This is a genomic window from Halorubellus litoreus, assembly GCF_037081675.1.
Lineage (GTDB): Archaea > Halobacteriota > Halobacteria > Halobacteriales > Natrialbaceae > Halorubellus > Halorubellus litoreus.
This window is the reverse complement of sequence record NZ_JAZAQL010000002.1, coordinates 164,998-180,395: the sequence shown is the minus strand read 5'-3', so window position 1 is coordinate 180,395 and position 15,398 is coordinate 164,998. Positions and strand designations below refer to the sequence as shown.

Annotated in this window: 16 protein-coding genes and 2 pseudogenes; 10 read left to right on the top strand and 8 right to left on the bottom strand. The window is 55.7% G+C overall.

Annotation, left to right across the window (positions count from 1 at the left end; all coding sequences use genetic code 11):
- The first annotated feature begins 100 nt into the window (after positions 1 to 100).
- Positions 101 to 758: pseudogene (locus tag VYJ16_RS08235) on the top strand (IS6 family transposase).
- 118 nt (positions 759 to 876) lie between these two features.
- Here the strand turns inward: VYJ16_RS08235 and VYJ16_RS08230 are convergent.
- Together VYJ16_RS08230 and VYJ16_RS08225 are read right to left on the bottom strand one after the other, a co-directional pair.
- On the bottom strand, positions 877 to 2,409 hold the full coding sequence (locus VYJ16_RS08230; RefSeq protein ID WP_336349832.1) for a flippase: 1,533 nt from the start codon (positions 2,407 to 2,409) through the stop codon (positions 877 to 879).
- A gap of 99 nt (positions 2,410 to 2,508) precedes the next feature.
- Positions 2,509 to 3,426 (bottom strand): annotated as a pseudogene (locus VYJ16_RS08225) (IS1595 family transposase).
- A gap of 146 nt (positions 3,427 to 3,572) precedes the next feature.
- Between VYJ16_RS08225 and VYJ16_RS08220 the strand changes: the two are divergent.
- From VYJ16_RS08220 to VYJ16_RS08200, 5 genes are read left to right on the top strand one after another with little or no spacing between them, the layout of a single operon-like run.
- Positions 3,573 to 4,733 carry a DegT/DnrJ/EryC1/StrS family aminotransferase gene (locus VYJ16_RS08220; RefSeq protein ID WP_336349831.1) on the top strand — a complete coding sequence of 387 codons (1,161 nt, stop codon included), beginning with the start codon at positions 3,573 to 3,575 and terminating at the stop codon, positions 4,731 to 4,733.
- A 4-nt stretch (positions 4,734 to 4,737) separates the two neighbouring features.
- Positions 4,738 to 6,093 (top strand): sulfatase, encoded by a 1,356-nt coding sequence (locus VYJ16_RS08215; protein WP_336349830.1) that lies wholly within the window; start codon positions 4,738 to 4,740, stop codon positions 6,091 to 6,093.
- A 7-nt stretch (positions 6,094 to 6,100) separates the two neighbouring features.
- Complete coding sequence (locus VYJ16_RS08210) at positions 6,101 to 6,562, top strand: dTDP-4-dehydrorhamnose 3,5-epimerase family protein (RefSeq protein ID WP_336349829.1); 462 nt, start codon at positions 6,101 to 6,103, stop codon at positions 6,560 to 6,562.
- A 2-nt stretch (positions 6,563 to 6,564) separates the two neighbouring features.
- Positions 6,565 to 7,638 (top strand): glucose-1-phosphate thymidylyltransferase, encoded by a 1,074-nt coding sequence (locus tag VYJ16_RS08205; protein ID WP_336349828.1) that lies wholly within the window; start codon positions 6,565 to 6,567, stop codon positions 7,636 to 7,638.
- Between the two features lie 2 nt (positions 7,639 to 7,640).
- Positions 7,641 to 7,820: a hypothetical protein gene (locus VYJ16_RS08200; RefSeq protein WP_336349827.1), complete on the top strand. Its 180-nt coding sequence runs from the start codon at positions 7,641 to 7,643 to the stop codon at positions 7,818 to 7,820.
- A gap of 18 nt (positions 7,821 to 7,838) precedes the next feature.
- Here VYJ16_RS08200 and VYJ16_RS22170 read toward each other — a convergent pair whose 3' ends face one another.
- Entirely contained in the window at positions 7,839 to 8,090 is a 252-nt protein-coding gene (locus tag VYJ16_RS22170) for a hypothetical protein (protein ID WP_379762509.1), read from the bottom strand.
- A 244-nt stretch (positions 8,091 to 8,334) separates the two neighbouring features.
- Here VYJ16_RS22170 and rfbB point away from each other — a divergent pair, with 244 nt between their 5' ends.
- Both rfbB and VYJ16_RS08190 read left to right on the top strand, forming a co-directional pair.
- Entirely contained in the window at positions 8,335 to 9,261 is a 927-nt protein-coding gene (gene rfbB / locus VYJ16_RS08195; protein ID WP_336349826.1) for a dTDP-glucose 4,6-dehydratase, read from the top strand.
- A 3-nt stretch (positions 9,262 to 9,264) separates the two neighbouring features.
- The gene (locus tag VYJ16_RS08190; protein WP_336349825.1) at positions 9,265 to 9,711 is read left to right on the top strand and encodes an NUDIX domain-containing protein; all 447 of its coding nucleotides are present in this window, start codon (positions 9,265 to 9,267) and stop codon (positions 9,709 to 9,711) included.
- A 62-nt stretch (positions 9,712 to 9,773) separates the two neighbouring features.
- Here the strand turns inward: VYJ16_RS08190 and VYJ16_RS08185 are convergent, their stop codons facing one another.
- Positions 9,774 to 10,055, bottom strand: a complete 282-nt coding sequence (locus tag VYJ16_RS08185) for a UDP binding domain-containing protein (RefSeq protein WP_336349824.1) — start codon at positions 10,053 to 10,055, stop codon at positions 9,774 to 9,776.
- Positions 10,056 to 10,193: 138 nt separating this feature from the next.
- A complete protein-coding gene (locus VYJ16_RS08180) occupies positions 10,194 to 10,574 on the bottom strand; it encodes a hypothetical protein (protein ID WP_336349823.1) in 381 nt (126 codons plus the stop codon).
- Between the two features lie 222 nt (positions 10,575 to 10,796).
- Here VYJ16_RS08180 and VYJ16_RS22230 point away from each other — a divergent pair, with 222 nt between their 5' ends.
- A complete protein-coding gene (locus tag VYJ16_RS22230; protein WP_464379841.1) occupies positions 10,797 to 10,988 on the top strand; it encodes a DUF7836 family putative zinc-binding protein in 192 nt (63 codons plus the stop codon).
- An 18-nt stretch (positions 10,989 to 11,006) separates the two neighbouring features.
- Here the strand turns inward: VYJ16_RS22230 and VYJ16_RS08175 are convergent, their stop codons facing one another.
- The gene (locus tag VYJ16_RS08175) at positions 11,007 to 11,351 is read right to left on the bottom strand and encodes a 2Fe-2S iron-sulfur cluster-binding protein (protein ID WP_336349822.1); all 345 of its coding nucleotides are present in this window, start codon (positions 11,349 to 11,351) and stop codon (positions 11,007 to 11,009) included.
- Between the two features lie 180 nt (positions 11,352 to 11,531).
- On the opposite strand from VYJ16_RS08175, the gene VYJ16_RS08170 reads away from it, so the two are divergent.
- Positions 11,532 to 12,449 (top strand): NmrA family NAD(P)-binding protein, encoded by a 918-nt coding sequence (locus VYJ16_RS08170; protein ID WP_336349821.1) that lies wholly within the window; start codon positions 11,532 to 11,534, stop codon positions 12,447 to 12,449.
- A gap of 292 nt (positions 12,450 to 12,741) precedes the next feature.
- Here the strand turns inward: VYJ16_RS08170 and VYJ16_RS08165 are convergent, their stop codons facing one another.
- Both VYJ16_RS08165 and VYJ16_RS08160 read right to left on the bottom strand, forming a co-directional pair.
- Complete coding sequence (locus VYJ16_RS08165) at positions 12,742 to 14,559, bottom strand: acetyl-CoA carboxylase biotin carboxylase subunit (RefSeq protein WP_336349820.1); 1,818 nt, start codon at positions 14,557 to 14,559, stop codon at positions 12,742 to 12,744.
- Between the two features lie 162 nt (positions 14,560 to 14,721).
- Positions 14,722 to 15,381: a helix-turn-helix domain-containing protein gene (locus tag VYJ16_RS08160; RefSeq protein ID WP_336349819.1), complete on the bottom strand. Its 660-nt coding sequence runs from the start codon at positions 15,379 to 15,381 to the stop codon at positions 14,722 to 14,724.
- Between the last annotated feature and the right edge of the window lie 17 nt (positions 15,382 to 15,398).

Sequence of the window (15,398 nt, the reverse complement as noted above, 5' to 3'; positions counted from 1 at the left end):
CGAGCCTCAAAACACGCTCGATTATTGAAACCTAGCACCATCTAGTTGACGGGGTTCCAATAAGATTGAAAAGTAGGACGGAGCGGTTTTTAAAGTAGCTGTGCCGGAAAACCCTCGCTTCAACGAATTTTTGGAGGAGATCGAGTTACGTTTTGTGGAGCGAAAAGTAACACCGCGACTGTTGATGAAGCTCAGTATTCAGCTCCAACTTGCTAGTCTTTCGCTTTAAAATACTGTTTCGAGCCTTGTACTGTTCGGTCTTGACTGCTCAAGTCGACCGTTCATAATTCGGTGGACAAAGCTGATCTACAGCCCGAAGCCGGTCACTCACCGGACCACCTCGCAGTTGACGAGACCGTAATCCAACTCGGCGACGAACAATACTACCTGTACGCTGCGGTCGACCCAGACACCAATGAACTTCTCAAACGAAGCTTGAACCGATGCGAACGTACGTGCTCGCTCACGCGTTATCCACGGAACGATGTGAGATACACGACAACGACGCGATGTTTCGTCAACGGTACCACACCGCTGAACGATGGTTGCACCCATCACGGATTCGATTTCCGCTATGAGAAACACGGAAACCGCAACAGCGTCGAACTTGGTTTTCCAGAGGTAAAACGCGGACTGACGATTTCTCGAACTGTTTCAGTCACGCCAGCGCGGAAACTGCTGACGAGTGGCTCCGATCATTCGCCTTCGCATGGAATCAGCGAATCTGGAAGCAACACGATGGACTGAGACTGGCTTAATTTACTCCCAGGAAAAATCAAGACTTGCCACAATATTCGACAGAAATGGTGTTCGTAGATCTCAGACCCCGCTTTCTTGCCTGATGGGAGAAACAATCATAAAACTTGTAAGAAGTTCCTATATTTGACTTTCAAGCAAAGAACGTAACCAAGATAGGTTTATACCGATTCGGTTCTCAACTTGGTCTAACAGGAAGAGATCGTTCTCTCGAAGGCTCCCAGTAAAGATAACCGATAGAATTTGGAAAAACCCAAACATCAAGCCAACGAGAAACAGCAAAGGTAGGGATAGCTCAGCAGTATACAAAGTCTGGTAAACTGCTCCCCCGACTAGAATCATCGGGATAAGCGGTATAAGAATCTCTTTTGATATTGGAGCAAAACCCACCTCTCTATAGATGACGGTGATTTCAACGATATTGTAGACAAGAAAACCGATCGACGTTGCGACTGCTGCACCTTCAATTCCAATCAGAGGAATTAATGACACATTCAATCCTAGGTTTGCCACTAGCCCAACTAGAGAAGCGTACATTTCCACTTTCGTTCGCCCAACCGCCTGTATCGTTGCTCCGTTTGGACCAACGATAACGCGGGTGAACATCCCGACAACCAAAATTGCAAACGCCCCGCTAGCAGAGACGTAACTTTCTCCGAATAAACTCCGGACGATGTCGTTTGCAAATAGCACACTTGTCAGAACGATTGGAAAGGTAATTGTGACAATCCACTTTGTTGATGTTCGGTAGAGTTCACCGAGCTCCGAGTATTTATTATTAGTAAAGTACTTAGTAGCGATCGGCAGGTAAAGAAAGACAAACGAGGTAAGGAAGAATAATACAACTTCTTTAAGTGGCTGAACCGCTCGATACAAGCCAACATCACGTGGAGGAAGAAATAAGCCAATCATTAATATATCCAATTGAGACATTAATATAACAAATGAGCCACTAATGGCAAGGGGCCACGAAAACGAAAGTAGTTCAGATATTGATGTCATCGAAGGTGCTTGGTGGGTTAAATCGCTTAAAGAGACGTGCTTCTTCAGAAAATAAATAGCACCAATAATAATTAAAAACGGAATAATTAGAAAATACACTATGGCACCCAAAAATCCCTCTCCAAAAGTAACAAAAGTATATAAAATAATTAATCCGAAGCTCGGTGCGAATATATCCTTTGCCAATACCCTTTCTCTTGATTGTTTGAATCCCCGAAGGCCGCCGATTAATAGACGCTGAATAGGGAAAATCAATAAATAGATTGAGAAAATTGAAAGAAGTGATGCAAGTTTGGGAGAGTCCATTAAATATTGAATCTCATATCTGCTTAAATATAGTGTAATAGAACCAATAACGCCTCCAAATATAACTATTACAAGCCCACTCTGTAAGAATTCTAGTTGACTCTGATGGTCTTCATTGGCTGGAATGAGACGTGCAACCCCTTGCGGGGCCCCAAGTACAAAAATAGCACTCAACGATGCTACGATAGAAAAAGCAAGTGCTATTGTTCCGTACAAGTCTGGTGAAAGCGAACGAACTACCAGAATCTGCCCCAAAAGTGCTAGAAAACGCCCGATAATTGTGCCTATAAATACTAAGCCTGCGCTTTTTAGAAGTTCGACAAGGCTTCCTCCGACTTCACTCACACAACGGGTTACCTGAGAGTTCACAATATAAATTCCGATATTGAATAAGAAGACGGGGGGAACCCGGAGAACGCTCATCTGAAGAACGTTGTTGGTGAATCAGGGGACGATTTGAACGGTTTCTTTGAGCGTTTCTTGACCAGATTTGCGCAGGATTCGTCGGCGAAATTGGAACGCCCTGAGATACGGCATCAGGTTGTCTTTGGAGACGCCTCAGTGTGGCGAGAGTCAACGTCGCTCCAGCGACGCGTGGCGCTCGCAGGTGTTGACGTGCGCGTCTCCATCCATGTATTCGCCCTCGCCCTGAAGGACCGCTTCTCGCTGGTAGTGTTCGTCGTCTTCTAGTGGATCGTACACTCGAAACACGTCAGTATTAACGGTCAGCGACTCCACCTCGCGGTCGCCGAGGAGGAGTCGCACGGTCGATTCGTCAGCTGATTTCGCCGATGCGATATGGCGCTCACCGCTGCTGCGATCGACCAACGTGAACACCGGTAGTTTGTCACAGTCGTACGGTCCTCGTTCACACTTGAACAGACGACGCGAGCACGACTCCTGGTCCCACTCGCGGCCTTCAGCCCCGCAGTCACGTAGACTTCGTCGATTTAAACCGGGGCAACAAGATCGATGGCTGGCGCGTCGGGCGTGCTGACAAACTGCTCGACCCACCGCCGAAGCAATCGGTATGATACAGTGAGCTCAACGTCTAACTGGTTGGAGCTCGTATTGAACCGAAGGAACACGTAGAACGCGAACAAGAGCTTGTCAAGGCCGATCTCCGCGTGCTCGAAAATCGTGAGTTGGTCTTATCGTTGAACGTGCGGTCGCATCCTTACAGACATACCGTTGCCGGTCTAAGGTGCGGTTTACAGAGATACCGTTGATACGCTCAATAGCTGCATGCTCGATGACCGACTCAAACCGGCAGCGCGGGCAATAGAGGCCATCCCGCCAGCGAACCTTCACCAGAAGGCTCGCGGCGCTCGCCTCTGAGTTCAGCAACTCAAACAGAAGGATTGTATTTGGGGGACACTATCGGTTCACCCTTGCCCGTTACTCTTTCACAGCGCCAGCTCAATCCGATCAACCATCTGCTTTCCAAGAGCGCTGGAGAAAGTAGCTCAACCGATAAAGTTTTCATATACGGCCACCGGTATATTCGTGTGATACCTGTCGCCAAACCGGATGTAGGGGACCGGGAGTTGAAACAAATTAAGGAAGCCCTTGAGACAGGATGGATTGGTTTGGGCCCAAAGGTTGATGAATTTGAGTCTGAATTTTCCAGGCAATTCAATCATGAGCAAGTGATAGCAACGAACTCTGGAACTAGTGCTCTTGATCTATCAATAAAAGCGTCTGAACTTTCGGGGAGTGAAATCTTAATCCCACCGGTTACATGGGTGTCAACGGCTTTTGTCGCTTGGTATAACAACTATGAGATTGGGTGGGTAGATGTTGAACCAGACACTCTGAATATGTCACCGGATGCCCTCCAAGAACGAATTACACACGAAACTGCAGCTGTAATTCCGGTCCACTACGGGGGACAACCATCCGAAATAGATGCCATCGTCGATATCGCCCATAATCATGACGCCATCGTCATCGAGGACTGTGCCCACGCCGTCGGAACGACGTTCCACGATAAACCGATTGGTAGCATCGGGGATATCGGTTGTTTCAGCTTTCAAGCGACGAAACCTTTGACAACGGGGGAAGGTGGTGCCTTGGTAACGGACGACGAAGACGTCGCATCTCAAGCAAGGCTGATGAGTAAACTCGGGGTTAATCAATCTACCCATGAACGATCAGAGGAGGAAAGATACAGTTGGTACTATGAAGTCAAAGATGTCGGATACAAGTATTTCATGCACGATATCTCGGCTGGTATGGGCCTTGCACAATTGGAACGACTACCCGAGATGCGCACCCGCCGAAACGAAATCGCTGACGCCTACCGGGACAGGTTTGAAGAACTTGACTGGGTCATACCCCTCAGAGACAAGGATCACGTCACTCACGCACGTTACAACTATACAGTCCGGGTTCCCAGTGAACACCGAGATCACATCATTCAACATCTCGAAGAACACGATGTCGGCGCATCGGTGCACTATATGCCGGTGTACAAACATCCGGTCTTTGAAGATCATAACCCAGATGTACCAGTAACTGAGACAGTCTGGGAACAGATCTTGACCCTCCCGATGTCTTCAACCTTCACCGACGAAGAAGTTGCAACTGTGATTGATGCTATAGCATCCTATGATGACGGTCAATCAATAAACGCCCCAGAACAAGTGTCAGTTAAACCTGAAAATTAACAAGATGACTAAACCGAACATTCTGCTAGCCGTAATGGACTCAGTCTCAGCAGACCGACTCTCCTGCTACGGATATCACCGATCAACAACGCCAGAAATCGACGCTTTCGCTGAAGGATCGACAGTATATGAAAATGCTATAGCAAATAGTTCGTGGACCGTACCTACGCATGGGACACTCTTCACCGGCAGATATCCGTCTGAGCACGGCGCCCATGCACGTCACAAACGATTCTCAGTTCCAGATGGACATACGTTAGCCGGGCAGCTCTCAGACAACGGTTATCGGACTGTTGGCTTATCTACAAACCCATGGATTGCCACTGATTTTGACTACGATACAGGGTTCGACGATTTCCAAGATATCCGAGTATCGCTCCCCTTCGATACAAAGCGACCTCGAGAACTGTTCCAACGAATTGACGATGGAGATAATCAGGGATACCGCAAATATATCGAGGCTGGAAAGTGGGCGTTTGAGGGGAATCCAATAAAGCGGACAATTAATACAATCTACTATCGACAGCACCAGGACAGTTACGCAGACGCTGATGTACTTAACGACCGCGTTGCCACCTGGCTAGAGCAAAACGATGATCGGCCTTTCTTCATGTTTCTCAACTACATGGATGCTCATGAACCCTACAATCCTCCCGAAGAATATCTTTCGAAGTTCAGAGAAGGTGATTGTTCAGCTGATATTGCGTGGCATCTCCGTTCTTTGAATGAGAAGTACAGTAGTAGTGAAACGGAATGCATCAATGATAGGTACGATGCCTGTTTGAATTATCTCGATGAACGTATCGGTGATCTCATAGCGTTACTCGAAAAGCGGGATTTAGCAGATGATACAATCGTGATTCTGACTGCTGACCACGGAAAGTGCCTCGGGGAACACGACTATATGGGAGTAGGAACCTATCTCTATGACGAACTCGTCCAAATTCCGCTTATCATTTCACATCCGGGAGAATCAGAATCAAAAACGAGTTCTGAATACGTCAGTCAGATTGACATCCATAATATGATTCTTCGTTCAGCAGGAATCGGACAAACAAGGGGTCGTAAAGATGGCGTGGTTTCTGAGACGCTTGGCCCACATCAGGATGTAACTGTTCATGACCAACCACTACCGGAACAGGGACTCCGTCGGATTGATGCTAAAGATTACAACCTTATACGCGATCTCGCAACAGGGGAGATCACACAACCGACCTCTCTTCCCGAACAAGCACAGATGACGTTAGAAGGAATCGAAGATGAGTATGAGAAGAGTCATGAACCAATCTATGACGAAACCGGTGAAGAAGAAATGACAGCTGATGTCAAAAACCAGCTTGAACAGTTGGGGTACCTTTAATTGAACCATGATTGAAGGAGTCGAAACCCGTGAATTAGGGGTCAATACTGATGAGCGGGGACACCTAGTTGAAATCTTCCGTGATGACTGGGATCTGTATGATTCAGGGCCGGCGATGTCCTATTACTCACTCAGTTATCCAGGGGTCGTTCGAGCGTGGCATAGACACACACGTGGGCAAGTGGATCACTTCATTTGTCCAAGCGGGCGAATCAAAGTCGGCGTCTACGACGACCGGGACAGCTCGCCCACCCAAGGTGAAGTCAATAAATTCGTTATTGGGGAACACAATCAAACAGCGATTCGAATTCCGGGAGAGTGTTGGCACGGATTCAAAGTCGTAGGAAATGAGCAGGCGATTCTAATCAATTTCCCCACTAACCTCTATGACTATGATGATCCAGACGAAGAGCGCCTTCCCCCCCATACAGACGAAATTCCTATGGACTGGGAGGACCAGCCACATTAACTATGAAAGGTCTTATTCTCTCAGGAGGTACTGGGAGCCGTCTTCGACCGATTACTCACACAGGGCCAAAACAATTGGTTCCTGTTGCAAATAAGTCCGTTCTTGAGTACGCAATCGAAGATCTCAAAGAAGCAGATATCACCGAGATTGGTGTTATCCTCGGCAATAAAGGTCGAGATGGGATCCAGGAACTCCTTGGTGACGGCTCTGAGTATGGTGTCGAGATTACGTACATTGTCCAAGGCAACCCACTTGGACTCGCACACGCTGCTGGTTGTGCAAAAGACTTCATCGGTGATGATGATTTCGTGATGTACCTCGGAGACAACATCCTCAAATCAGGTGTCACCGACTTGGTCAAAAGTTTCGAAGCTGGTGAATACGCGGCAGGCATCGCCCTTCAGGAAGTAGACAATCCGCAGGCATTCGGCATCGCAGATGTTGATGAGGAGGGCAAGGTCACAGAACTCATTGAGAAACCCGACGAGCCGCCGACGAATCTTGCACTTATCGGGATGTACGTCTTCTCATCTGTGGTCTTCGACGCCATCGACGATCTCGAACCGTCGTGGCGTGGCGAACTCGAAATAACGGAAGCCATCCAGAATCTTCTCGAAGACGGCTACAAAATCGACTCTCACGTTGTCACAGGCTGGTGGAAAGACACCGGGAAACCGGAAGACATCCTGGAGGCGAATCGGCTCGTCCTCGAAGACAAGGAACTGAATACAGCCGGCGTCGTAGAAGACGGCGCAGAGACTGACGGCCGCATCGAACTCGCTGACTCTGCAATTATCGAGGACGGTGCTGTCGTTCGGGGCCCTGTTGCCATCGCAGAGAACACGACCATCAAGAGTGGGACGTACGTCGGCCCTTACACGTCGATTGGCGCAAACTCTACGCTGGAAGATGTCCACATCGAGAATAGCGTTGTCATCGGCGACTCTGAAATCACCGCGAATGGCCGTATCGTCGATAGCTTACTCGGACGCAACGCTAACGTCGAAAGCGCGGACAGCCTCCTTCCGGAGGGCCGCCGACTCATCGTCGGTGAGAACTCTCAACTCAAACTTTAAACATGCGCATCATCACCCACACCTGTCCAGCCTGTGGCACCGTTGTTGCAGCGAACGAACTCGAAGATAACCGCGTGATGAAGTGTCCCGGGCTCGGCTGTCAGGAAGTTCTTCGCTTCGTAGACATACCTGAGGGCGCGCGCGACCACTTCCTCGAAAACCGGAACCGCTATCAGATCTAACGTTTCCGTCGTTTTTCGCTAACCGCCTGTTTCCTCACTAACTTCGACTTGCCATACAGTCATACTGAATTCGTTTCTCCGCCAACTCACTGTATAGTTCGCGTTCCACCCCATAAAAACCGGAGTCCGTCGAAAGTGAACGAATGTAACAGCGTCCACATCATAGTGAGCGGCCAGCTCAACTAGTGCGTCGCCGTTGAGTAAATACGCCTGTTCTGGATTCCTTGTACAACCATCGACATCCGTTATCGCGGCACAGCTGACGACCAGGTCCGGAACATGTTTGGTAGGACCTTGTCAAACGAGTCGTATTCTCGAAAATCGAGCTGCGTGATCGGAATATCAAACTGCATTCACGCCTAGTTATAGGTCGCACTGATATCTCACCCTCGTTGCTGACCAGCGCGTGCGATGTTAACTGTCGAAATGACTATTCGCACCACCAACAAACAGGACATCGGTATCGTAGTGTACCGACAGTAATGTAAATAGGTACTGTGAACACGGTCATAACATGCGAATTCTCGTCACTGGCGGTGCTGGATTCATCGGGTCAAACTTCGTCCATTACGTGCTCAACGCACACGAGGATGACGAAGTCATCACGCTGGACGCGTTGACGTATGCGGGCTCAAAGGATAACCTCGAAGGCGTTCTTGACGACCCACGCCACGAGTTCGTAGAAGGCAATATCCGCGACCGCGAACTCGTCACTGACCTCGCTGCCGACGTAGATGCTATTGTCAACTTCGCGGCGGAATCACATGTGGACCGGTCAATCGAGGGTGCAAAACCGTTCGTCACGACGAACGTCCAGGGCACTCAGACTCTCCTCGATGCCGCCAAGCAAAACGACATCGAGCGCTTCCTCCAAATCTCGACCGATGAGGTATACGGTCAGATCCTCGACGGGAAGTTCTCAGAGGACGATTCACTCAACCCGCGGAACCCCTATTCGGCGACGAAGGCAAGTGCGGACCTCCTCGCACGGAGCTTCCACACGACTCACGACCTTCCCGTCCTCATTACGCGGACGTGCAACAATTTCGGTCCCCGTCAACACCCAGAGAAGCTCATCCCGAAATTCATCCAGAATGCTGCCGCCGGTGAGACCCTTCCCGTCTACGGTGACGGGTCGAACGTCCGCGAGTGGATCCACGTCGAGGACAACTGCCGCGCACTCGACATCGTCCTCCGCGAGGGCGAAATCGGCGAGGTGTACAACATCGGGAGTCACGCAGAGAAAACGAACCTCGAAGTCACGCGAGCAATCCTCGACGCGGTCGGCGCGAGCGAGAACCTCATCGAATTCGTCGAGGACCGCGCCGGCCACGACCAACGGTACGCGCTCGAAACAGAGAAAATCGAAGCACTCGGCTGGGAACCCGAGTACTCCTTCGAGGAGGGCCTGGAACGCACCGTCGACTACTATCTCGACTAGCCGATGTCAGAGAAACCGATTCCCGAAGACGAGTGGCGGACGATCGTTGAGAACGCGCCACTCGTGTCGGTCGATCTCGTCGTCGAACACGACGGTGGTGTCGTACTCGGAAAGCGAGAGAACGAACCCGTTAAGGGCGAGTGGTTCGTCCCCGGTGGAACCGTACGGAAGAACGAACCGCGTACCGAAGCCGTGCATCGCGTCGCGAATGAGGAGCTCGGCGAGTCGGTCGAAATCGTCGAGACGCTCGGAACGTACGATCATCTCTACGAGACTTCGGAGATAGAGGGCGTCGACTCGAAGCATTACGTGGCAACCGCGTATCGCTGTGAATTCGACGTCGAGGACCCGGACGTGGTCGGAGACGACCAACACAGCGAACTCGACGTGTTCCGGCCGCCGTTCGACGACCTCCACCCGTACGTCCGACAGTCTCTCGACGCGTTGTAAGGTCGACGGCGCTCGAGACAGTACCGAAACCCCACTGCAAGTAGCAAGACAGCACCGCGAGTTCACCGGGTGAGCCCTTCGTAGACGATGCCGTCGTGTCGGTCGATAGAGTGCCGGTCATCGACGACGATGGGCGTCGCCATGGTGTCGAACTCCGCGTCGAGGCCCGCGATATCGTCCCATTCAATGACGACGAGCCCGGCGTTAGCGTCTTCCAGACTCGCCGCGGCGCTCTTGGCGTATTCAATGTCGGGGAATCGCTCTCGCATGTCCCCCGAGGCTACGGGGTCATACGCGACCACGTCCGCCCCACGCTCTCGCAGCCCTTCGATGACGGGAGTCAAACGCGCGTTCCGGATGTCGTCGGTGCCGGATTTGAATGCGAGGCTGAGGACGGCGACGCGCTCACCGGCGACGTCGACGTCGAATGCCTTGCAGACGTTCCGGATGTCGTTGATGAGGCTGACCTCCGCAGCGACGAACTAGTTGTTGACGTACTTGATAATCCCCGCTTCATAGATGCCCGATTCGTCGAATGGTGGCTCGATGCTATCGACGAACGGCTCAAACACTTCTTGGAGCGCGTTAAGAGCGATCTCATCATCGGAAGTGGGTGAATAATGGATCTCAGCGAGATTGGGTTCCTGAGCCCGACGACAGGGTAGTGGTGGTGGTCGGTGGGGATACTTAAGCCATGAACCAGTCTCAACGACTACAAAGACAGCAACGTCTGTCGGGGCTTCGAGCTGGCGGGGCGTCGCCATCACTATCTGTTGGGATGTATACTTATCCAACGAATCGTACTTGCCTGTCCGGCAATTCACCCGGTCGTATTTATACCTCGAACTCAATTTCGTACTCACACGGACGAAAACGCCCGGTTCGGGAACCGGAATCCGCTCAGAACGCCTGAGAGGCGTGCTAGGCTGGTCTAGCCCTCTCACGGCAAGGATCAGGGTCGGAGCTTTGGCGGGTTACTTCTCGTGCACCCACGTCATTGCGACGGTGAGTCGGTACAGTTGTGGGGTTTCGTCGCGTAAGAACGCGACTGCATCCTGAAGTGGTTCGCGTGGCGACGCTCTACTATGCGAGAGGCGTTCGTGAGTTTGTACTGTCTGGTGTGTGAGTCGTCGTGGGAGGAGCGGTCGCACGGGTTGCCGGAGCCTGGGTCTTCGTGGGAGTGTGGGGGGTGTGGTGAGGAGCGGTCGCTATCCGAGTTTATGCAGACGGTGACGGATCTGGAGGTCATTGCTGGGTTTCACGGCGAAGACTCCTGAGCACGAGCTCGCGTCGACCTATTTGCGGCGTCCCCAGATGCGTTTCTCGGTGTCGAGTTCGACGACGAGACCGTCTTGGACGTGGAGTTGACAGGAGAGTCGTGGGTAGCCGAATCGCGATGCGAGTTCGTCGTGCCAGTGTTCAGCGTCGATGTCCTCTCGTAGCCGTACACCACAGGTGGCGCAGAGGCCGCGGCCGCCGCAGTTGGCGCGTTCGGTGAGTCGCGTGTACGGTGAGAGTCCGGCGTCGAGGAGTGCTTCGCGCACCGTCTGCCCTGGTTGGGCCGAGACCTCGTGCCGTTCGTCGTCGTCGACGACGACGATGGTCACGGCGGCGTCCTCGTCTCGGTTCCTGGCTGTCACGCCTGCAGGTTGGGTCCTGTGGGACTTAGGGGCGCTGCCAACTGGCTCCGCCAGTCGTCGCTGCACGTGGTCGCGTGACCGTACCGAGCGACGGTGCGCCAGTCCCCTACGAGTGCAACGTGGCGTTACTCGCGGGTAGCGGCCGCTTAGTTATGCGAACACACTGCATACGTACGTGGGATGACACAGAAGGTACTCGTCGTCGGTGCGACCGGGCAGCAGGGCGATGCCGTCGTCGACCATCTGCTCTCGGGCGTGCACGGGGACTTCGCGGTGACGGCGATGACGCGGCATCCGTACAGTGCGCGGCGGAGTATCGCGAGCCTGAAGGACCGCGGCGTGCGCGTCGTGAAGGGTGACCTGGACGACCCGAGTTCGTACCGCGAGCACCTCGATAGAGTGGATGGCGCGTTCCTGGTGACGTCGCCGACGGATGGAGGTGCGGACACGGAAGCTGCTCGCGGCCGAGGGTTCGTGGACGCCGCGATCGAGGCGGACCTCGACCACCTCGTGTACGGGTCGGCGATGGGCACGAATCGGTTGGAGGCGAGCGACGTGGAGGCGCTTTCGGGGAAGCAACGCATCGAGACGTACCTCGAGGATTCGGACCTGGATTACACCGTGGTCCGGCCGGGGTTGTTCGTGCAGAACTTCGAGCGCCAGCGTGACGCCGTCGAGGACGGCGAGTTGGCGTGGCCGGTCGAGGAGGACACGCTCCTCGCGGTCGTGGACGTGGACGACGTCGGGATGGTTGCGGCGACGGCGTTCGCGCATCCGGACGTCTACGGGGGCGTGCACCTGGACCTCGCGGGGGACGTCTTGACGCTCGCGGAGATCGCGGAGGGGTTCGCGGAGGTTCGCGGGCACGACGTCGCGGCGGAGCACGTGACGGACGACCGCGAGCGCGAACGCTTCGGGGAGCTCGCTGCGGAGTTGTACGCGTGGTACGACGACCACGGCGGGTTCCGACTGGACCCGGCGCCGCTCGCGGCCCTCGACGTCCAGCCGCGGTCGCTCCACGAGACGCTGCACCGAAACAACTGGGTGCCTGCGGAGTCCGCGGGCGTCGACGACGAGGGAGCGACCGTCAACGAGTGATCGCCGCGGCGCAGGACCGGACACTCCCGCCACCAACCTATAGAGTAATCGATCTGCCACTATTAGCAGTCGGGGTTTGATAGCCACCCAGTCGGGTAATAATATCATATAACCATCACTATAGGCGTCGCCGAGTCGAACGTGCCGACCAGCGAGACCGCGGACGACGGGCCGTCCGCCCGCCAACCCCACCCGGTCACGAACGGACTCCTCGAACTCGAACCGTCTACTCCAGAAAGGCCTGTCGCCCGAATCGACTACTCCAGCACGACCAGCGTGTCGCCCGAACCGACTACTCCAGTACGACCAGCGTGTCGCCCATGTCGACGCTCTCGCCTTCTTCGACGGCGATCTCGCTGACGGTGCCGCTGGCGTCGGCGACGACGTCGTTCTCCATCTTCATGGCTTCGAGGACGAGGAGGACGTCGCCGGCGGCGACCTCGTCGCCGACGTCGACTTCGACGTCGAGGATGGTGCCTTGCATCTCGGCGGTGACGGCGCCGGCGACGGCGCCCCCGCCGCCGCTGTCGCCGCCGCTCGGCCCGGCTGCGTCGGGGCGGTCGTCGCCGCCGCCGCCGGTCGGGATCGCCATCCCGCCGCGTTCCTCGAGTTCGACCTCGAAGCGCTTCCCGTTCACTTCGACCGTGAACTCGCGTTCGACGACGTCGTCGTCGTCGGCCTGCATCGTCTCGGTCCCCCACTGCTCTTGGGCTTCGGCGATGCGGTCCTTGTCGATGTGCTCGTCGAGGTACTTCGTCGTGTGCGTCCCTGCGACGAATTCTTCGTCGGTGAGCATCAGCCGGTGGAAGGGGATGATGGTGACGACGCCTTCGAGGTCGTACTCGCGGAGCGCGCGCAGCGACCGCTCGATGCACTCCTCGCGGTCGGCGCCCCAGACGACGAGCTTCGCGATCATCGAGTCGTAGTCCGTGACGAGCTTGTCGCCCTGGCGGAGCGCGTCGTCCATGCGGACGCCGATGCCGCCCGGCGGGTCGTACGTCACGAGCTTCCCGCCGGTGGCGGGCTGGAACTCCTTGGCGGCGTTCTCCGCGTTGATGCGGAACTCCATCGCGTGCCCGTCGAGTTCGACGTCGTCCTGCGAGAACCCGAGCTCTTGGCCGTCGGCGACCTTGAGCTGCCATTTGACGATGTCGATGCCCGTGAGTTCCTCGGTGACGGTGTGCTCGACCTGGATGCGCGTGTTCACCTCGAGGAAGTAGAAGTTCGTCTCCGGCCCGAGGAGTTCACCGGCTTCGCGCTCGACGTCCTCCTCGACGAGGAACTCCACGGTCCCTGCGTTCACGTAGTCGCTGGCCTTGACGCCGCGACGCGCGGCCTCCCCGATCTGCTCGCGGAGGTCGTCCGAGAGCGCGGGACTCGGGCCCTCCTCGATGACCTTCTGGTGGCGGCGCTGGAGCGAGCAGTCGCGCTCGCCGAGATGCCGGACGTTCCCGTGCTCGTCCGCGACGATCTGGACCTCGACGTGCCGCGGGTTCTCGAGGTAGCGTTCGAGGTAGACGGAGTCGTTGTCGAAGTACGCCTCCCCCTCGCGCTTCGCGGACTCGAGCTGGTCCGCGGCCTCGTCGGCGCTATGCACGATCTTCATCCCGCGACCGCCACCACCGCCTTCGGCCTTGATGGCGACCGGGTAGCCGTACTCGTCACCGAACTCCTGGACCTCCTCGGGTTCGGTGACGGGGTCGGTCGTCCCGGGGACGATGGGGACGTCCGCGGCGTCCATCGTCTTCCGCGCCTTCGTCTTCTCGCCGAGTTCCTCCATGGAGTCGCCGCGCGGGCCGACCCACGTGATGTCGTCCTCGGCCTCGACCTTCCGCGCGAACTCGGCGTTCTCCGCGAGGAACCCGTACCCGGGGTGGATGGCGTCCGCGTCCGCCTTCCGCGCCGCCTCGATGACGGCCTCGTGGTCGAGATAGGAGTCCGCCGCACGCGCAGGCCCGACCTTGTACGCTTCGTCGGCGTACCGGACGTGCCCGCCGTTCTTGTCCGCCTCCGAGTAGACGGCGACCGTCGAGATATTCAACTCCTCGCACGCTCGCATGACGCGAACGGCGATCTCTCCTCGATTCGCGACGAGAACCTTCCTGAACATTTCTTGCGGGAATCGACACGGACCGGCCACCTTACTCTTACGCTGTCGGTCGTGTCAACCAAGTCCCGAAGGCGAGTTGACGGGCGTGGCCGTCGCCGGAACCGGTCGACGGTCCGTCGCTCGCCCGGGAGCGCGGGCGTCACCCCCCGAACAGCGCGTACGTCACTCGCCCAGGAGCGCGTGCATGATACGGCTCTCGGCCTCCTGGAGGAGGTTCGACGCGGTGCTCTCGGCGACGTCGAGTTCGCGCGCGACGTCCGCGAGCGACCCGTCGCGGGGGCGTTCGTAGTATCCGGCATCGACGGCGGCCGCGGCGGCTTCGAGCTGGCGGTCGGTGACGTCGCTCGTGACGCGCGGATGCCGGCGGTCGTAGTCGCCGACCTCGAGGACGGTGGTCTCGACGTCGTCGGGGAGGCCGTCGACGACCGCGCGGAGGTTCTCGCCGTCGCCGAGCAGCGTGATGTCGAAGCTCCCGTCGTTCTGGTAGCGGATTGGTGGCACGACGAGGAGGTCCAGGGACGCGAACGCCCCGCGCCAGTCGCGCTCCTCGGGCCGGGTCTCCTGGCAGACGTAGAGGTACTGGGAGTCGTCGTCGATGGGCGTCAGCTCGAACCAGCGGATCGAGTCGACGCTCGCGACCTGCTCGCGGTACGGCTCGCGGTCCGCGACGACGTAGAACAGCTCGTACTCGACGCCGCGGTCCTCGAGGACGTTCCACGTCAGCAGTTCCTCGTACTCGACGACGTCCTCGTCCGCGATGAACTCGAGCATCGGATGCATCGTCTCGCGGGGCAGTCGCAGGCGGACGTCGAGGTACTTCATCCCCGACACGTTCCAGT